Origin of the sequence: Rhizobium changzhiense (assembly GCF_013087625.1) — a bacterium.
Lineage (GTDB): Bacteria > Pseudomonadota > Alphaproteobacteria > Rhizobiales > Rhizobiaceae > Rhizobium > Rhizobium sophorae.
Map to the genome: position 1 here is coordinate 140620 of NZ_JABFCQ010000006.1, position 17603 is coordinate 158222.

Genomic DNA, 17603 nt, shown 5'->3' on the forward strand with positions numbered 1-17603 from the left:
TCCCCTTCTTTGGTTGCTGTCAGCGTGTGCGGATGCGCGGGTCGATGACCGGCGCGACGAGGTCGGCAAGCAGGTTGCCGATGATGATGGCGAGCGCCGAGGTCAGGGTGACGCCCATGATGATCGGGATGTCGACCTGCTGGATCGCCTGCCAGGCGAGCTGGCCGATGCCGGGCCAGCCGTAGACCGCTTCGACGACGACCACGCCGCCCATGAACTGGCCGATATCGATGCCGATCATCGCGATGATGGGCAGTACGGCATTGGGCAGCGCATGGCGCAGGATGACGCGTTTCGAGGAAAGGCCCTTGGCGCGCGCCGTGCGGACATAATCCTGGTTCAGCACGTCGATCATCGACGAGCGCACCATGCGGGCGTACCAGCCGGCGCCGCAGATGCCGAGCGTTACGGCAGGCAGGACGAGATGCGAGAAGCTGCCGTAGCCGCTCATCGGAAACCAGCCGAGCGTTGCCGCCAGCAGGTAGAGCAGCAGCAGGGCGACGAGGAATTGCGGTGCGGAGGTGCCGACAAAGGAGGCCATCATCACCAGCCGGTCGACGAAGCCGCCGCGGCGCACGGCGGCGATGGTGCCGAGCGTCAGGCCGAGCACCACCTCGACGAAGATGCCGGCAAGCATCAGCGTCAGCGTCGCCGGCAGGCGGGCGGCAATCAGCGTCCAGACGTCGGTTTTCTGCGCATAGGAGCGGCCGAGATTGCCGTGCAGCAGATTGCCGAGATAGGTGCCGAACTGGACCAGCAGCGGCTGGTCGAGGCCGAGCTCATGGCGGATGTTGGCGACTGTCTGGGCCGTAGCGCTGCGGCCGGCGATCATGCGGGCCGGATCAGCCGGAAGGGCGTAGAGCAGCACGAAGGTGATCGCCGCGACGCCGAGCAGGATGAGGGCCGCCTGCGCCAGCCTGCGGAGCATGAGCGACGCCATCAGCCCCTCCCGCGCTGGGTCGGGTCGAGAATGTCGCGCAGCGCATCGCCAACCAGATTGAAGGAAAGCGCCGTCAGAAGGATGATCGCGCCCGGAATGAAGACCAGCCAGGGGGCGGCCTGGAAATAGCTTTGGCTCTCGAAGATGATGTTGCCCCAGGAGGGCTGCGGCGGCTGGACGCCGACACCGAGGAAGGAGAGTGTGGCCTCGAGCAGCACGGTGGTGGCGATGCCGAGCGTTCCCCAGACGATTGCCGTCGGCACGAGATGCGGCAGGATATGCATGAAGAGCACGCGCATATGGCCGGCGCCCAGCGACCGTTCGGCCATGATGAAATCGCGCTCCACCAGGCCGCGAGTCTCGGTATAGACGATGCGGGCGACCTGCACCCAGTTGACGAGCGCGATCACCATGGCGACGATCCAAAGGCTCGGCTTCAGCAATGCGGCGAGCACGATGGCGAGCAGCAGCGCCGGAAAGGCCATCATCAGATCGGTGAAGCGCATCAGGATGTTGCCCGCCAGTCCGCGGAGATAGCCGGCAACGATGCCGACGATGAGGCCGATCGTCACCGCGATGCCGTTGGCGACAAGGCCGATGATCAGCGAGGTGCGGGCACCGAAGAGCAGGCGCGAGAACAGGTCGCGGCCGAGCGTGTCGGTACCCAGCAGATAGGGACCGCCCGGCGGCAGCGGCGCGCCTTCGAGCGACAGGCCGTCAAACATCTGCTCGTCGGGGCTGAACGGCGCGATCCACGGCGCTGCGATGGCGAGACCGATGACGAGGGTGACGACGATCAGGCCGAAAAGGGCCGTCGGCTGGCGGATCATCTGTTTCAGCACATGCATCAGCCCGCCTCCGGCAGGGGTTCCGCGCCCGCCAGGATGAAGGCTGATATCTGCTCCATCGGCAGGCGGCGGCGCATGGCGCAATTGCGCAGGATTGCGTAAGCGCTCTCCTCGTCGATGCCGTGTGCGGCCTGAAGCTTTTCGACGGCGGCGTGAACGAGCGGCCGCAGCCGGACGCGCTCTTCGAGATATTGCAGCTTTTCCGCAGTTGTCTTGCGCTCCCGATGAATGGAGACGGCCATGACAAGCGCCGGATAGACGGCCGAGGTGGCGATCGGCTTGGCGATGATCGCGCCGGCGCCCTGTCCGAGCGCCCAGGCGATGCGGCCGGGCGCTTCCGAACCAAGCAAGGCGACAACGGGGCAGGCCGGCGTTTCGCCGTTCCAGGGCAGCAGATCGTCCCAGCCCTGGTCGGCATCGACGATGACGAGATCAGGCAGCACCGCGGCCGAAAGCGGCGCCCATTGCAGCGTTGCGTGGATGCCGAGCAGGCGAAGCTGACGGATCAGCCTTTCGGTGTTGCCGTCCTCGCGATGCAGGACCGTCGCCTGCCAGCCGGTGAAATTGGGTGTCTCTCTCATGACACCACCCTCAGCCGCGGAAAGGCCTGCCGGTTGCGGCCGGTCAGATAGGGGTCGGCAGCGAGCGGCGGCCGCGAGGCGACGACATCGAAGCCGTTGTCGGCGTTGATCCGGCCGAGATGGAAGGGCAGGGCGGCATGATTGGTCTCCCGGTCGATCGCCAACGCGCCGAACAAGGTCGGCCAGGACCGATTGTGGAGCTCGCGCCGGACGGCGTCGGGATCGTCACCGCCGGCAGCGAGGATCGCGTCGACGCAGAGCCGGACGGCCGTATAGGCGCTGGCAAAGACGCTGGAGACACGCCGCTCGGCGCCGTGACGCTCGGTGACACGTGCCTTGAAGGCGGCATTTTCGGAGGTCGCGATACTGTCGAAATAGGAGGCGGCGCAAAGCTGGCCGGCGGCAGCACCTGCGGCGATATCGTCGAGTTCGCATTCCATCAGGTCGCAGCTGACCACCGGGCAGTTTTCCGCGCGAAAGGCAGGGTCGCGATCGCCGAGGGCCTTGATCGCCTCCAGGAAGGCGTAGCTCGAGGGACCGATCAGATTGTTGAGGATGAAGCTCGGGCGGCGCTGCGCGATCTCGGCGACGATGCGTTCGACGGCGGTCTCCTCGAGCGGAAGATAGCGTTCGCCCAGCACCTCGCCACCGGCATTGGTAATGAGCTCGCGGGCCAGCCGGTTCATCTCCCAACCCCAGACGTAGTTGGCGCCGACGAGATAGGGCCTTGCGCCGTAACGCGGGATCAGGTGCTCGAAAAGCGGCAGCAGATGCTGGTTCGGGCAGCCGCCGACATAGATGACATTCTCGTTGGCCTCGAAACCTTCATAGGGGCACATGTACCAGAGCAGGCCATCATGTTTCTCGACCAGCGGGATGACTTCCTTGCGCGCCGCAGACGTGATCGTGCCGACGATATGGCGGCAGTTGGCGCGCAGAAGATGGCGCGCGCCGTCGAGATAGGCGGCAAGATCGGCATGCGGGTCGAAGAAGACGGGCTCGATCGCCAGCCCTTCGACGCCGGCATATTCGGCCATCGCGAAATCGGCACCGTCGCGCGCGTCGCGGCCCATCGAGCCGTAGGGTCCGGTGGTCGAAAAGAGGATGCCGATTTTCAGCGCGTCATTCATGAAGTGACCACATCAAAAACCCCACGACGCTGGTCCCATCGAGCGATGAGGCGTCATGGGGCGAAACTGCCCAGAGACTATCGGAGTCATGTCAATGCGGGCTGGCCTTCTGCCTATTCCGCAGGCTTGAGTAAAATACAGGCAGCTTGTCTTTGTCAAGTGTGCTGCGCTGCACTCGCAGTCATTTGATCTTGTTCTTGCGGTAGAGGCGCGAAAGGTCGCTCTTCTAGCTCAAATCATGCAGATCCTTGGTGATCGCCGGGCCGATCGAGAATTCGGAAAAGCGGACCGTCAGGCCGCTGCGCTCCGGCGTGCAGGCCGTGGGTCCGACCTCGTAGTGTGCTGCTGCCGGGAAGGGGGCGAGCCGCAGCAGCGGCCAGAAGCTGCCATCACGCGAAGCCTGGATGCGCATCGCTCCGTTTGCAACGGTGACGCGGATGCGGAAATCCTCCAATTCCTTGAAGGGCTGTGCCACGGACCAGTCGGACTTGCCGTCGGTGACGACGGTGCTGAGGAAGGCTTCGCCGTCGGTGAACTCGACGCCTGTTTTCACCCAGCATTTCTCGTCGATGCGCACCATCAGGCCAGCCTGGTCATAGAGCGTGCGGAATGCGCCCTGAACGCGGATCTGCGCTGTAAAACTGTCGGCTGTGGGAAAGCCCAGGAAATGGCCGCTGTCGCGGGTGAAGCCGTAATGGGTCTCCCGCCAGAAATCGGTTTTCTCATCGGTGGTCAGGGTGAGGGCGGCTTCGGTCGCCTGCCAGTGTGCCGGCTCGTTCAGCCATTTTCCTTCGTTGAAATCGATGCTCATGCTGTTCTCCCGTTCCGCTAAAGCCTGACCGCAGGGTGATCGCCTCATCTTGGCATAATGCGCGGCCGTGGTGCAGGCGGGCGCAGCCGAAGATTGTGGGTTTTTGCGGCGTCCCGGTATCCGCCCCCAAGCATAATCCGTCGCTCGTGCTTGACAGGATCGATCCATCTCCTATTCTGTTACAAAAAGATGAATTACATAATTGTGGAACTAAACGGGAGCCCTCATATGAAAACACTGGTCGCATTCCTTCTCGGCACCGCGCTCGTCGCCCTGCCTTCGACGCTCCTTGCCCAGGAAAAGGGCGGCGTCATCAATGTCGCGACGATCGGCGAGCCGCCGACGCTCGATCCGATGTCGTCGACGGCCGATCTCGTCGGCATCGTCACGCAGCACATTTTCGAAACGCTCTACACCTTCGACAAGAGCTGGAACGTCACGCCGCTTCTCGCCGAAAGCCTGCCTGAGATCAGCGCCGACGGCAAAACCTATACGATCAAGCTCAGGACCGGCATCAAGTTCCACGACAATACCGACATGACCTCGGAAGATGTCGTCGCTTCGCTTGGCCGCTGGATGAAGATCGCCTCGCGCGGCAAGCAGGTGGCCGGCTTCATCGACAAGGTCACCGCCGCCGATCCGGCAACCGTGACGATCACGCTGAAGCAGCCCTATGCGCCGCTGACCTCGCTGCTCGCCTTCAACAATTCGGCCGCGATCATCATCCCGTCCGAAAAGCAGGACGAACCGATGAAGGACTTCATCGGCACCGGTCCCTATATGCTGAAGGAGCGCAAGGCCGACCAGTATATCCAGCTCGTCCGCTTCGACGGCTACAAGTCACGCGAAGGCGACAGCAATGGTTATGGCGGCGCCCGCCGCCAGTATCTCGATGAGATCCGCTTCGTGCCGGTGCCGGATCCGAACACCCGCGTCGAGGCAGCCGTTTCCGGCCAGTACGACTACGTCGACTCGATCCCGGTCGAATCCTACGACAAGCTGAAGGCCTCCACCGCCTCGCAGCCGATCATCCTGAAGCCCTTCGGCTATCCCGTCTTCGTCTTCAATACGAAGGAAGGTATTGCCGGGAATGTCGAGGTCCGCAAGGCGATCCGTCAGGCGCTCAGCATGGAAGACATGCTGGCCGCGGCCTTCGGCAGCACGGATTTCTACGCGCTCGACGGCGCCATCTATCCAAAGACCTTTGCCTGGTCGACGGATGCCGGCGTCGAGGGCGCCTATAACGTCGCCGATCCGGAAGGGGCGGCCGCCGCCGCCAAGAAGGCCGGCTACAATGGTGAGCCGATCCGTATCCTGACCAGCCGCCAGTATGAGTTCCACTACAAGATGGCGCAGGTCGCCGCCGAATATCTGAAGCTTGCCGGCTTCACCGTCGATATGCAGGTTGTGGACTGGGCGACGCTGACGCAGCGCCGCACCGATCCGAAGCTCTGGGATATCTACATCACCCATAGCCCCTTCCTGCCGGAGCCGGCGCTGATCGGCTCGCTTTCGACCAGCTCGCCCGGCTGGTGGGATACGCCGGCCCGCAAGGCCGCCGTCGATGCCTTCACCTCGGAAGTCGATCCGAAGAAGCGCGTGGCGCTCTGGGCCGATGTCCAGAAGGCGATCTATGCCGACGCCCCCTTCATGAAGATCGGCGACTTCAACGCCGTTTCGGCAGTGTCGGCCAAGCTTGAAGGCGTCGATCCGGCTCCGTGGCCGTATTTCTGGAATGCTTCGATCAAGAAGTAATGGAGTGATTTCGTGGCCGCCCCTCTCTCCCTCATTCCTGTGCTCGTCACAGGAATCCAGCCACGGCGCGTCTGCGCCGGGAATGACCCATTTACGACAGGCGAGGAGTCTCCCGCGCCCAAAGACTTGGGCGCACTGGATTCCTGTGACGAGCACAGGAATGAGGAGGTTGGACGGCCGCGACAATGCTACATCGACCAAGCGTAGGAGCGACGTTCGGATGATACGCTACATCCTCCAGCGCCTGTTCGGCATGATCGTCGTGATGTTTCTCGTCGTCACGATCGTCTTCGTCATCGTGCGCGTGACGCCGGGAGATCCGGCCGCCGTCATGCTCGGGCCGGATGCGACGCCGCAGGATATTGCCGACCTCAGGGCCCGGCTTGGCCTCGATCAGTCGCTCGGCCTGCAATATGTCTATTATATCGGCCAGATGCTGAGAGGTGATCTCGGTCAGTCGATCTTCCTCAACATGCCAGTCACCTCGGCCTTGCTCGACCGGGCCGAGCCGACCTTCTTCCTGACTTTGTTTTCGCTCGCCATTGCCAGCATCATCGCCCTGCCGATCGGCATCTATGCCGCCTATCGGCGCGGCTCCTTCATCGACCAGGCGGCAACGACGCTCGCCATGTTTGCCGCCAGCATTCCGAGCTTCTGGCTCGGCCTGATCCTGATGCAGTTCTTCGCCGTCAGGCTCAACCTCTTCCCGGTCTCGGGTTATGGCGGTCCGGGCTCGACCTTCTTCGAGCGGATGTATCATCTGACGCTGCCCGCATTTGCGCTCGGCATTGTCTCCTCGGCGCTGATCCTGCGTTTCACCCGCGCGTCGATGCTCGATGTGCTTGGCGACGACTACATCCGCACGGCCCGCGCCAAGGGGCTGATCGAGCGACGGGTGATCCTCAAGCACGCGCTGAAGAATGCGCTGATCCCGATCCTGACGGTGATCGGCCTGACGGCAGCGGTGCTGATTTCAGGCGCCGTCGTCACCGAGACGGTCTTCGGCCTGCCGGGTGTCGGCAATCTCGTCGTCTCGGCGGTCCTGCGCCGCGACTATCCGGTCATCCAGGGCGCGCTGCTCGTCATCGCCGCCCTCTACGTGCTGATCAATTTTGCGATCGACATGCTCTATCTGCTGATCGATCCGAGGGTGCGCTACTGATGGCAGATATCGCAATCAAATCAGTCGAAGGCGAAGGCAGCAAATTCGTCAAGCGCCTGCTGAAGCGCAAGACGGTCGCCTTGGGTCTGCTGATCCTGACGATCTTCGTGCTTCTGGCGGTCTTCGCGCCTGTTGTCGCGCCCTATTCGCCGTCGAAGCTTTCCATCGTCAACCGGCTGAAGCCGCCGAGCGGCACCTTTTTCTTCGGCACCGACGAGTTCGGCCGCGACGTCTTCTCGCGGACCATCTTCGCCGGCCGCCTGTCGCTGCTCGTCGGTGTTGCGGTCGTGACGCTCTCGGCCATAATCGGCGTGACGCTCGGCCTGCTTGCCGGCTTCTTCCAGAAGCTCGATACGCCAATCGCCCGGCTGATCGACGCGATGATGGCGTTTCCGGATATTCTGTTGGCGATCGCGCTCGTTGCCGCCCTCGGCCCGTCGTTGACGACGGTCATCATCGCATTGTCGATCGTCTATGCGCCGCGCCTTGCCCGCATCGTTCGCGCTTCGACGCTGGTCATTCGTGAACTCCCCTATGTCGAGGCGGCGAGGGCGCTCGGCATTTCAACCTTCCACATCATGACACGGCATGTGCTGCGCAATCTGCTGTCGCCGATCCTGGTGCAAGCCACCTTCCTCTTTGCGAGCGCGATGCTTGCCGAAGCCGGCCTGTCTTTCCTCGGCCTCGGCGTCAGCCCCGAAATCCCGACCTGGGGGACGATGATCGCCGCCGGCCGGCAGTATATCGGCCAGGCCGACTGGATGACGCTGTTTCCGGGTGTCGCCATCATCCTCTCCGTGCTGTCGCTGCAGATGGTCGGCGATGGGCTCAGGGACATGCTCGATCCAAGACTGCGCAAGGATCTTTAATCCGCCGACCAAGCATCGGCCCAATCGAAATTCGCCAAATCGAAAATTGCATGACAGGAGTTTGCGTGAATCAGTTTCCCACCGCCGCCGGCAAGGTCGAGAACTCGCCTTACGAACGGCTTGCCGCCCTCGGCATTGCGCTACCGCCGCCGCCGCCGCCGATCGCCAATTTCGTCACGCATGTGATCGAAGGCAACATGCTCTATCTCTCCGGCCAGGGGCCGCGCGAGGCTGACGGCTTCATGCATGCCGGCAAGGTCGGCGGTGGGGTCAGTGTCGACGAGGCCTACGGCCACGCGCGGCTGACCGGCATAAACCTGCTTGCCGTCATGCAGGATGCGCTCGGCGATCTCTCCCGCGTCAAGCGAGTGGTCAAGCTGCTCGGCATGGTCAATGCCGTGCCTGATTTCGAGGATCATCCGAGCGTCATCAACGGCTGCTCGGATCTGCTGATCGCAGTCTTCGGGCCGGCCGGCGAACATGCCCGCTCGGCCGTCGGCTTCGGCTCGCTGCCCGGCAACATTACCGTCGAGATCGAGGCGATCGTCGCCTTGCATGGCTGACGGGAGCTCGACACATTTGATCGACCGCGCCATGTTTCGTTTTTCGACCCAGACTCCTGGAGACCTCCATGTCCACTGATATCCGTCCGTCGCTTGGCCTTCGCCCTGTCATCAACGTATCGGGCACGATGACCAGCCTCGGCGCCTCGATCGTCGTTCCCGAAGCGATCAGCGCGATGGCATCGATCCTGCCGCACTTCGTCGAGATCAACGACCTGCAGCGTAAGGCCAGCGTCGTCATCGCCCGGCTGACCGGTGGCGAGGCGGGCTTCGTCACCGCCTCCTGCTCGGCCGGCATTTCGCTGGCCGTTGCCGGCGCAATCACCGGCAATAACCTGCTGGCGATCGAGAAACTGCCGGATGTGGTGCCCGAGAAGAACGAAGTGCTGGTGCAGATGGGCCATGTCGTCAGTTACGGCGCCCCGGTCGACCAGGCGATCCGGCTTGCCGGCGGCAAGGTCGTGCTTGTCGGGCAGGCGACCTCGACGCATCGCTTCCACATGGAAAACGCCATCACCGACAAGACCGCCGCCGCCGTCTATGTCGTCTCCCACCATGTCGTCGATTACGGCCTGCTGAACCTGAAGGAATTCGTCGAGATCGCTCATGCCAAGGGCGTGCCCGTCATCGTCGATGCGGCCTCGGAATATGATCTTAGGATTTTCCTGGAGCAGGGGGCCGATATCGCCCTTTACTCCGGCCACAAGTTCCTCGGCGGCCCGACCTCGGGCATCGTTGCCGGCAGCAAGGAGCTGGTGCGCCATGCCTTTCTGCAGAATATGGGCATCGGCCGCGGCATGAAGGTCGGCAAGGAGAGCATCTTCGGCGTCATGGCAGCACTCGAAGCCTGGGAAAACCGCGACCATGCCGGCATCCGGGAACGCGAGACCGGCTATCTCAACCTGTGGAAGCGCACGCTCGACGGCCGCCCTGGCCTCACTGCGTTGATCGAGCCCGATCCGACCAACAATCCCCTCGATCGGCTGCGCCTGATCGTCGATCCCGAGCAGGCGCATATCACCGCCTGGGATCTGGCCGATGCGCTTGCCAAGGGCAGCCCGCCGATCATCGTGCGCGATCACGAGGTGGAGCACCGCTATTTCTATCTCGACCCGTGCAATCTGCACCCGGGCGAGGAGACGATCGTGGCGGAGCGCCTGGCGCAGGAACTCGACAAGGCGCGCGCCTCCAACGAGATCATCGCAACGCCGATCGAGAACCGCAGCAGGCACCGCTTCGACGGTGCACTTCGCTGGCCGGATTGAACCGCCGCTTCCCCGTCGCAAGAGGAACCACCATGGCCAGCGCCCAAACGCAACCGATCCAGACGACGATTGACGTTCTTTCCGTCGACAGGCTGACGACCTCCTTCCTGGTGGACGGCGTCTGGAAACAGGTCGTGCGCGACGTCTCCTTCACCGTCGCTCCGGCGGAAACGGTGGCGATCGTCGGCGAATCCGGCTCGGGCAAGAGCGTCACCTCACTCTCGATCATGCGGCTGCTGCAGGCGGATACGAGCCGTGTCGAGGGCCGCGTCATGCTCGGCGGACGCGACCTTCTGGCATTGCCGGAAAATGCCATGCGGCAGGTGCGCGGCAACGAGGTGGCGATGATCTTCCAGGAGCCGATGACATCGCTCAATCCGCTCTTCACCATCGGCGACCAGATTTCCGAGGCGCTGCTCTGCCATTCCGATATGAGCAGGGCCGATGCCAAAGCCGAGACGATCCGGCTGCTGGAAAAGGTCCGCATCCCCTCGCCCGCCTCGCGCTTCGGCGAATATCCGCATCGTTTTTCCGGCGGCATGCGCCAGCGGGTAATGATCGCCATGGCGCTCGCCAGCCGACCGAAACTCTTGATCGCCGACGAGCCGACGACTGCGCTCGACGTCACCATCCAGGGCCAGATCCTCGATCTCATCAAGATGCTGCAGGACGAGGAGGGGACCTCCGTTCTCTTCATCACCCATGACATGGGTGTCGTTGCCGAGATCGCCGACCGGACGGTGGTGATGTATCGCGGCGAACAGGTGGAAAGCGGCGCCACCGCCGATATCTTCCACCGCGGTAAACATCCCTATACGAGAGCGCTGCTTTCAGCCGTGCCGGTGCTCGGCTCGATGCAGGGAAGGCCCCGGCCGCTGCGCTTCCCCGTGGTCAATACCGCAACGGGGGAATCGGACATTCCCGCCGAGGTCGCCGATACGGTTGCAACGACGCCGGTCTTGCAGGTGAAGAACCTCACCAAGCGCTTCGACATTCATTCCGGCTTGTTTGGCCGGCTGACCAGCCGGGTGCACGCCGTCGAAAACGTCACTTTCGATCTTCACGCCGGCGAGACGCTGTCGCTCGTCGGCGAATCCGGCTGCGGCAAATCGACGACCGGCCGCGCCATCATGCGGCTCATCGAGCCGCAGGCCGGTTCCGTTCTCGTCGAGGGCAGGGAGGTGCTCGGCCTCGACAGGAAGGATCTGCGCGAGATGCGCAAATCCGTGCAGATGATCTTCCAGGATCCCTTTGCCAGCCTCAACCCGCGCATGACGGTTGGTGCCGCGATCGCCGAACCCTATCTCGAACACAGAATGGGCAATGCGAAACAGGCGAAGGACATCGTCGCCGATCTTTTGGTGAAGGTCGGCCTGTTACCGGAGATGGCCGCGCGCTATCCGCATGAATTTTCCGGCGGCCAGCGCCAGCGCATCTGCATCGCCCGCGCGCTTGCATTGCAGCCGAAGGTCATCGTCGCCGATGAAAGCGTCTCGGCGCTTGACGTTTCGATCAAGGCGCAGGTCATCAACCTGATGTTGGATCTGCAGCAGAGCCTCAACCTCGCTTTCCTGTTCATCTCGCACGACATGGCGGTGGTCGAACGCGTCAGCCATCGCGTGGCGGTGATGTATCTCGGCGAGATCGTCGAGATCGGCCCGCGATCCGCTGTCTTCGAAAATCCGCAGCATCCCTATACGAAGAAACTCATCGCGGCAGTGCCCGTGCCGGATCCCGACCGCCGCCATGAAAAGCGGATGGTGGCGAATGACGAGATCAAGAGCCCGATGCGCCCGGTCGACTATCAGCCTGCAGGCACGTCTTATCGCGAAGTCGGGCCGGGCCACCTGGTGATGGCCGATCGGTAGACCTGCCATCGCGTTTCGGATTGGCCGGCACTATTCCATCGCCAGGATCATGTTGCGCACGACGGGGTAGATTTCCCCCTCCCAGCGGCGGCCGCTGAAGACGCCGTAATGTCCGACATTGGCCTGAAGATGATGGCGCTTCAGATGCGGGCGCAACGCACGACAGAGATCGTGCGCGGCCGAGGTCTGGCCGAGTGCGCAGATGTCGTCGCGGCCGCCCTCGACGGTCAAAAGCGCCGTGTTGCGGATCTGGCCCGGGTCGACCCTGCGGCCATGGTGGGTGAGGTCGCCGGTCGCGAGTTCCGCCTTCTGGAAGACGCGCTCGATGGTTTCGATGTAGAATTCTTCAGTGAGGTCGAGCACGGCGAAATATTCGTCGTAGAACGTCTTGATCTTGCCGGCTTCGGCCGTCTCGCCCTTCGCCAGATGATCGTAGAGCCTGCGATGGGCGTCCTGGTGGCGCTGCATGTTCATCGACATGAAGGCGACGAGCTGGAGGAAGCCGGGATAGACCCGCCGCCCGGCGCCCCGATAACGCCAGGGAACGCCCGTGATCAGCGAGTTCTCGAACCAGGCGAGCGATTTCGACACGGCAAGCTCGTTGACCTTCGTCGGGCTTTCGCGCGGGTCGATCGGCCCGGCCATCAGCGTCATGGTGCGCGGGGTGGCGGGATGCCGCTCTTCCGACATCACGGCAACGGCGGCCAGGGCCTGCACGCAGGGTTGGCAGACGGCGAGGATATGAGCGCCCGGACCGATCTCCTCCAGGAAATGCATGATATAATCGACATAGTCGTCCATGCCGAAACGCCCTGCCGACAGCGGCACGTCGCGGGCGTTCGCCCAGTCGGTAATATAGACGTCGTGATCGCGCAGCAGGGTCTGCACCGTGCCGCGCAGGAGTGTGGCGAAATGGCCGGACAACGGTGCGACGACCAGCACCCGCGGCCGCTTTGCATCGGTGTCCGTTGCAAAGCGCAGCAGCGTGCCGAAGGGCAGGTCGAGCACGGACTCGACGGTGACGGGCGCCATGCGGTTGCCGATCAAGGCCGAGGTGATGGCGAAATCCGGACGTTCGTGAGTAATCTCGAAGCGGGAAATCATCTCCATCGCGGCGGAGAACTGCCGTCCCATTTCGCCGCCGGGGTTCCAGAACGCTGTCGCGGAAAACATCTGCAGGCGCCGCGCCAGATCGCGGAGCGGCGCGATGAGGTCATCCTGGAACTGATAGGCCTGGTAGAGCATGGCCGAAATCTCCCGCACTGCCGCATCGATGCGGCGGTGCAAAAAAAGCTAGTTGAATATGTCCTGCCATGCGAGAAGATTATCGAGGAAGAAGCAACATTGTCCGACAAGGATACGAGCCCGATGTCGCAAGCTGCACTGACGATTTCCTCAAAGAACTACTCCTCATGGTCTCTGCGCGGCTGGCTGCTGTGCCGGATGGCGGGGCTGGACTTCGCCGAGGTGCTTGTGGAGATGGATGACGAGGCGCGCCAGGAACTCCTGCTGCTCTCGCCGTCGGTTCTGGTGCCGAGGCTGACCCATGACGACGTGACGGTGTGGGACACGCTGGCGATTGCCGAATATCTCCACGAGGTGGTGCCGGACGCCGGGCTCTGGCCCTCCGAGCGCGCAGCGCGGGCCCGCTGCCGGTCGGTCTCGGGCGAGATGCATTCGGGTTTCCATAACCTGCGCTCGGCACTGCCGATGAACCTCAAGGCGCGGCATGCAAGCTTCAAGATATTCTCGGGCGCGCGGCCCGATGTCGAGCGCGTCAAGGCGATCTGGACCGAATGCCTCGAGGCAAGTGGTGGGCCCTGGCTGTTCGGCACCACACCGACCGTAGCCGATGCGATGTACGCGCCGGTCTGCACCCGCTTCCGCACCTATGCGGTGGAGCTCGAACCGCGGCTTGCAGCCTATGTCGAGACGGTGTTGTCCTGGCCACTGATGGGCGAATGGACCGAAGGCGCGATGGTCGAGCCGGACGAGATCGTCGAACTGGAAGTCGAGTTCTGACGGAAACGCGGCCGGGCGGCTCCCTATCGATTTTCACGGTCCGAATTAAGAGTTGCCTGGACGATGAGCGGCGCATAAAGCAGATGCATACCAAATGCCGCGAAGCCTGGACCGATGAACAGAGATTATTATTCGAAACTCGGCGGATTGCCGCCGCAAACCGAGCTGCTTTCCAGCAAAGCCGTTTTCACCACGGCCTACGCGGTCATCCCGCGCAGCGTCATGACCGACATCGTCACCAGCGTCCTTCCGCATTGGACGGGGACACGGGCATGGGTTCTCTCCCGGCCGCTCTCCGGTTTCTCCGAGACCTTCTCGCAATATGTGATGGAGGTTGAGCCCGGCGGTGGAAGCGATCGGCCGGAGCCCGATAAACGGGCCGAAGCGGTCCTGTTTGTCGTCGACGGCGAGGTGACGGTGGAACTCGATGGCGTCAGTCATGCGCTGCGCTCCGGTTCGTTCGCCTATATTCCGGCGGGTTCGGTCTGGGGCCTGAAAAACGGCGGTTCGACGGCGGCAAAATTCCACTGGATACGAAAAGCCTTTCAGGAGGTCGAGGGGCTGGAGCCACCACCGGCGATCTTCACGCATGAGGACCAGCACCCCATCTCGGCGATGCCTGATACCGATGGACGCTGGGGGACGACCCGGTTCATCGATCCGGCCGATGTCCGATACGACATGCACGTGAATATCGTGACTTTGGAGCCGGGCGCCGTGATCCCCTTCATGGAAACCCATGTCATGGAGCATGGTCTCTATGTGCTGGAAGGCAAGGCCGTCTATCGGCTGAACCAGGATTGGGTCGAGGTCGAGGCCGGCGACTTCATGTGGCTGCGCTCTTTCTGCCCGCAGGCATGTTACGCCGGTGGCCCCGGCCGTTTCCGCTACCTGCTCTACAAGGATGTCAACCGTCACATGACGCTCTGGTAGGAGCTAGAGCGCAGTGACGATGAAGCTCGAAAGCGAACGTCTGATTTTGAGACCTTGGCGGCAGCAGGATCGCAAACCCTTCGCTGCGATCAATGCCGAGCCCGACGTCGTCAGATATCTCAATCCTCTGACCGACGAACAGTCGGATGCGATGCTCGACCGCATCGACCGGCACTTCGAGGATCATGGCTGGGGGCTGTGGGCGCTGGAGGAGAAGGCAAGCGGCGCGTTGATCGGCATGTGCGGCCTCAACAACGTTTCGCCGGCTTTGCCGTTTGCCCCGGCAGTCGAAATCGGTTGGCGGCTTTCAGCCTCGCGGCACGGCGCCGGATATGCACGCGAGGCCGCAGAACGGTCTCTCGACTTTGCATTCAAGACGCTGAAGCTTGACCGCATCGTCAGCTTCACAGTGCCCGCAAACAGCAATTCCTGGGGTTTGATGAGACGGTTGGGGATGAACCGCATCGGTGAGTTCAATCATCCCAATTTCGCCGAGGGGCATCCATTGCGTCATCACGTGCTCTACGAGCTGCGATCACCAAACGGTATTTGACCCTCCTCACGCATCTGCATCCTGTAAGTGTGCACATCAAAACAGTTAAACTTATGATTGTAAAAGTGGCGTAATCTATCTTATGGAACTGGCATATATATTTTAGCCGCGTTTATGTATGGACAGCGCGTTGCAGGAAGTCACGCTTCTTGCCACCTCCCTTGATCCTGGTAGACGCTTGCCTGGCGTTTGTGACCTCAGCGACCTCTTCAGCCGCCTCATGCTGTTTCTCGTGGCGACCATTCGGGCGACCTTCGTCCGCCTCGATTTGCAGTCTCGTACGCGCTGCTCGTAATCTCGTTTCCTGGGGAATCCCCCGGTGAACGTCCGACAATCAAAATTGCGATAAAGGTTCGAGGCGCTTGCCTCGTTGAAGAGATTCACCGCGAGAAGTCGGAACTGTTTTGCTGGGCGCTCGTTAAAAAACGCGGCGGGAAAACAGAGATGACCAGGTCGAAATTAGAATGGCTTGCGCGGGCCGGATATAGCGCCCGAGGTATTGTGTTTTTGCTCGTTGCTGCGCTGGCAGTATTTTCGAGCTTCGGCGGCGGACAGGCCGATACCAAATCAGCGCTCGACGCTGTTTTGGAGCAGCCATTGGGCCGGCTGTGGCTGGGCTTGATAGGGCTCGGGCTACTCGGCTTTGTAGCATGGCGGCTTGCCCAGTCCATCGCGAACGCAGACAACCATGACCACAGTGTGAAAAGCTACCTGATCCGTGCCGCCCTCCTCGGGAGCGCCGTGACGTACATGGGGTTGGCGGTATATGCCTTTCAGGAGTCCTTTGGATTTGGATCCGGTGGCGACGGCGGAGAAAAGGGCCTAGCAGCCTGGGCCATGTCGCAGCCATTTGGTCGATTCCTAGCTGGTGCGATTGGTCTCGGGTTTGTCGTTGGTGGTGCTGTTACCGCGCTGAAAGGTATCACACGGCGATTTGAGCGATATCTCACGCTCGGTCAAAGCCGACCTCTGTTATTGGTTTGCGTCTACGGGCTGGTTTCCCGTGGGGTCGTTTTCGTGATCGTCGGCATCTTCTTTTGCTATGCGGCCTTCACCATCGATCCGGGCCAGGCGGGAAGCATAAGCGATGCCTTGACCTTCGTGAGACAGCTTCCTTTCGGAGCTGTTCTCTACCTCGTCGTCGCTATCGGCTTGGCTGCGTTCGGGATCTATAATTTGGTGGAGGCACGATATCGAACCGTGTCGACACCCAAACTCTCCCAGGTACGGTCGGAACTGCCAGGATCTCACAACTGAGAAGCATTTGAGAAAAGTCATGTCAACCTTGATGTCCATGACGGCTTTGGCTTCGGCGGCGCTGGTGCTCATGCGTCCAACCCCGCGCTTTCGCAGCGAGCGCGTGCGCTTTGAATGCCGCTGCCTCGGTTTACGGGTGGTGGGAGTTTTTAATTTAGGGGGAGATCAAACTTGAGTGCCGCGACCACGCACCAGGATTTCAATAGCAGCAGATTTTTTTCAGGTATCGCGCGCGGTATTGCTGGAGCATTGCTTTTCGCGCTGCCCATGTTCATGACCATGGAAATGTGGGAACTCGGCTTCTACATGGACCGCAGCCGCCTGTTTCTCTTGTTGATCGTCAATATTCCCCTCCTCGTTATTCTCTCAGACCGGATCGGATTTGAGCGGACGTCGACCTGGCGACAAGCGATGCGTGACGCAAGCATTGCCTACGGCCTTGGAATACTGGGCAGTGCACTGATCCTCATCGCCATGGGGGTTCTGAAACACGATCAATCCCTGCATGAGATGACCGGAATGATCGCGATCCAGGCCATACCTGCCAGCATCGGCGCGATGCTAGGTCGGAGCCAGCTCGGCGGACAATCGGACGATGGCGACGATGCCAAGGAAAGCGATAGTGATGACCCAGTCCGCGAACGGGAAACGAGCTACGCCGGTGAACTATTCCTGATGGCGGTCGGCGCCTTGTTCCTCAGCCTTAACGTCGCGCCCACCGAGGAAATGGTCTTGCTTTCGTACAAGATGACGCCGTGGCATGGCCTAATCATGATCGCCGCCTCGCTGGCAGTCATGCATGGGTTCGTCTACGCCCTTTCTTTTAAGGGGAGCCACGATCTCGCCGAGGGTACGCCAGGCTGGCACGCTTTCGTTCGTTTCACCCTGCCGGGCTACGTGATTGCCGGTCTGATCAGTGCCTATTGCCTCTGGACGTTCCACAGAACCGATGACATCGGGTCTACCCAAATCCTGATGGCCGTTGTTGTTTTGAGCTTTCCCGCTGCCATTGGTGCGGCGGCAGCTCGCCTGATCCTGTGAGGCAC

17 protein-coding genes are annotated in these 17603 nt (G+C 61.9%); 11 read left to right on the forward strand and 6 right to left on the reverse strand.

The window, feature by feature from the left end; translation table 11 throughout:
• Positions 1–19 precede the first annotated feature (19 nt).
• The 5 genes from G9X68_RS26020 to G9X68_RS26040 all read right to left on the reverse strand — a co-directional run bounded on the left by G9X68_RS26020 (position 20) and on the right by G9X68_RS26040 (position 4310).
• A complete protein-coding gene (locus G9X68_RS26020; protein WP_024320038.1) occupies positions 20–940 on the reverse strand; it encodes an ABC transporter permease in 921 nt (306 codons plus the stop codon).
• Positions 940–1788: an ABC transporter permease gene (locus G9X68_RS26025; protein ID WP_168313073.1), complete on the reverse strand. Its 849-nt coding sequence runs from the start codon at positions 1786–1788 to the stop codon at positions 940–942. Before G9X68_RS26025 ends, G9X68_RS26020 begins: the two co-directional genes overlap by 1 nt.
• Positions 1788–2369: an ANTAR domain-containing response regulator gene (locus tag G9X68_RS26030; protein WP_168315105.1), complete on the reverse strand. Its 582-nt coding sequence runs from the start codon at positions 2367–2369 to the stop codon at positions 1788–1790. Before G9X68_RS26030 ends, G9X68_RS26025 begins: the two co-directional genes overlap by 1 nt.
• Complete coding sequence (locus G9X68_RS26035; protein ID WP_171604834.1) at positions 2366–3499, reverse strand: transporter substrate-binding protein; 1134 nt, start codon at positions 3497–3499, stop codon at positions 2366–2368. The genes G9X68_RS26030 and G9X68_RS26035 overlap by 4 nt, the downstream gene beginning before the upstream one ends.
• A 226-nt stretch (positions 3500–3725) precedes the next feature.
• Positions 3726–4310, reverse strand: coding sequence for a DUF1349 domain-containing protein (locus G9X68_RS26040; RefSeq protein WP_168313076.1), 585 nt, complete (start codon positions 4308–4310; stop codon positions 3726–3728).
• 228 nt (positions 4311–4538) lie between these two features.
• Between G9X68_RS26040 and G9X68_RS26045 the strand changes: the two genes are divergently transcribed.
• The 6 genes from G9X68_RS26045 to G9X68_RS26070 all read left to right on the forward strand — a co-directional run bounded on the left by G9X68_RS26045 (position 4539) and on the right by G9X68_RS26070 (position 11792).
• Positions 4539–6065, forward strand: coding sequence for an ABC transporter substrate-binding protein (locus tag G9X68_RS26045; RefSeq protein WP_171604835.1), 1527 nt, complete (start codon positions 4539–4541; stop codon positions 6063–6065).
• 220 nt (positions 6066–6285) lie between these two features.
• A complete protein-coding gene (locus G9X68_RS26050; protein ID WP_003547937.1) occupies positions 6286–7227 on the forward strand; it encodes an ABC transporter permease in 942 nt (313 codons plus the stop codon).
• Positions 7227–8096, forward strand: a complete 870-nt coding sequence (locus tag G9X68_RS26055; RefSeq protein ID WP_094088629.1) for an ABC transporter permease — start codon at positions 7227–7229, stop codon at positions 8094–8096. Before G9X68_RS26050 ends, G9X68_RS26055 begins: the two co-directional genes overlap by 1 nt.
• A 50-nt stretch (positions 8097–8146) precedes the next feature.
• Positions 8147–8659 carry a RidA family protein gene (locus tag G9X68_RS26060; RefSeq protein ID WP_168313080.1) on the forward strand — a complete coding sequence of 171 codons (513 nt, stop codon included), beginning with the start codon at positions 8147–8149 and terminating at the stop codon, positions 8657–8659.
• A gap of 68 nt (positions 8660–8727) precedes the next feature.
• Positions 8728–9924 carry an aminotransferase class V-fold PLP-dependent enzyme gene (locus G9X68_RS26065; protein ID WP_171604836.1) on the forward strand — a complete coding sequence of 399 codons (1197 nt, stop codon included), beginning with the start codon at positions 8728–8730 and terminating at the stop codon, positions 9922–9924.
• A 32-nt stretch (positions 9925–9956) separates the two neighbouring features.
• Positions 9957–11792 (forward strand): ABC transporter ATP-binding protein, encoded by a 1836-nt coding sequence (locus tag G9X68_RS26070; RefSeq protein WP_171604837.1) that lies wholly within the window; start codon positions 9957–9959, stop codon positions 11790–11792.
• Between the two features lie 30 nt (positions 11793–11822).
• Here G9X68_RS26070 and G9X68_RS26075 read toward each other — a convergent pair whose 3' ends face one another.
• A complete protein-coding gene (locus G9X68_RS26075; RefSeq protein ID WP_171604838.1) occupies positions 11823–13037 on the reverse strand; it encodes a polyhydroxyalkanoate depolymerase in 1215 nt (404 codons plus the stop codon).
• A gap of 123 nt (positions 13038–13160) precedes the next feature.
• Between G9X68_RS26075 and G9X68_RS26080 the strand changes: the two genes are divergently transcribed.
• From G9X68_RS26080 to G9X68_RS26100, 5 genes are all read left to right on the forward strand, one after another.
• Positions 13161–13814, forward strand: coding sequence for a glutathione S-transferase (locus G9X68_RS26080; RefSeq protein WP_171604839.1), 654 nt, complete (start codon positions 13161–13163; stop codon positions 13812–13814).
• 114 nt (positions 13815–13928) lie between these two features.
• Positions 13929–14747 carry a bifunctional allantoicase/(S)-ureidoglycine aminohydrolase gene (locus G9X68_RS26085; protein WP_171604840.1) on the forward strand — a complete coding sequence of 273 codons (819 nt, stop codon included), beginning with the start codon at positions 13929–13931 and terminating at the stop codon, positions 14745–14747.
• 19 nt (positions 14748–14766) lie between these two features.
• Positions 14767–15300 carry a GNAT family N-acetyltransferase gene (locus G9X68_RS26090; RefSeq protein ID WP_171605070.1) on the forward strand — a complete coding sequence of 178 codons (534 nt, stop codon included), beginning with the start codon at positions 14767–14769 and terminating at the stop codon, positions 15298–15300.
• A gap of 444 nt (positions 15301–15744) precedes the next feature.
• Complete coding sequence (locus tag G9X68_RS26095) at positions 15745–16557, forward strand: DUF1206 domain-containing protein (protein ID WP_171604841.1); 813 nt, start codon at positions 15745–15747, stop codon at positions 16555–16557.
• A gap of 171 nt (positions 16558–16728) precedes the next feature.
• Positions 16729–17598 (forward strand): TIGR02587 family membrane protein, encoded by an 870-nt coding sequence (locus tag G9X68_RS26100; RefSeq protein WP_171604842.1) that lies wholly within the window; start codon positions 16729–16731, stop codon positions 17596–17598.
• The last annotated feature ends 5 nt before the right edge of the window (positions 17599–17603 follow it).

Coding starts and splice junctions, on each gene's coding strand:
- G9X68_RS26020 (WP_024320038.1), bottom strand. CDS start 940: ATGGCGTCGCTCATGCTCCGCAGGCTGGCGCAGGCGGCCCTCATCCTG.
- G9X68_RS26025 (WP_168313073.1), bottom strand. CDS start 1,788: ATGCATGTGCTGAAACAGATGATCCGCCAGCCGACGGCCCTTTTCGGC.
- G9X68_RS26030 (WP_168315105.1), bottom strand. CDS start 2,369: ATGAGAGAGACACCCAATTTCACCGGCTGGCAGGCGACGGTCCTGCAT.
- G9X68_RS26035 (WP_171604834.1), bottom strand. CDS start 3,499: ATGAATGACGCGCTGAAAATCGGCATCCTCTTTTCGACCACCGGACCC.
- G9X68_RS26040 (WP_168313076.1), bottom strand. CDS start 4,310: ATGAGCATCGATTTCAACGAAGGAAAATGGCTGAACGAGCCGGCACAC.
- G9X68_RS26045 (WP_171604835.1), top strand. CDS start 4,539: ATGAAAACACTGGTCGCATTCCTTCTCGGCACCGCGCTCGTCGCCCTG.
- G9X68_RS26050 (WP_003547937.1), top strand. CDS start 6,286: ATGATACGCTACATCCTCCAGCGCCTGTTCGGCATGATCGTCGTGATG.
- G9X68_RS26055 (WP_094088629.1), top strand. CDS start 7,227: ATGGCAGATATCGCAATCAAATCAGTCGAAGGCGAAGGCAGCAAATTC.
- G9X68_RS26060 (WP_168313080.1), top strand. CDS start 8,147: ATGACAGGAGTTTGCGTGAATCAGTTTCCCACCGCCGCCGGCAAGGTC.
- G9X68_RS26065 (WP_171604836.1), top strand. CDS start 8,728: ATGTCCACTGATATCCGTCCGTCGCTTGGCCTTCGCCCTGTCATCAAC.
- G9X68_RS26070 (WP_171604837.1), top strand. CDS start 9,957: ATGGCCAGCGCCCAAACGCAACCGATCCAGACGACGATTGACGTTCTT.
- G9X68_RS26075 (WP_171604838.1), bottom strand. CDS start 13,037: ATGCTCTACCAGGCCTATCAGTTCCAGGATGACCTCATCGCGCCGCTC.
- G9X68_RS26080 (WP_171604839.1), top strand. CDS start 13,161: ATGTCGCAAGCTGCACTGACGATTTCCTCAAAGAACTACTCCTCATGG.
- G9X68_RS26085 (WP_171604840.1), top strand. CDS start 13,929: ATGAACAGAGATTATTATTCGAAACTCGGCGGATTGCCGCCGCAAACC.
- G9X68_RS26090 (WP_171605070.1), top strand. CDS start 14,767: ATGAAGCTCGAAAGCGAACGTCTGATTTTGAGACCTTGGCGGCAGCAG.
- G9X68_RS26095 (WP_171604841.1), top strand. CDS start 15,745: ATGACCAGGTCGAAATTAGAATGGCTTGCGCGGGCCGGATATAGCGCC.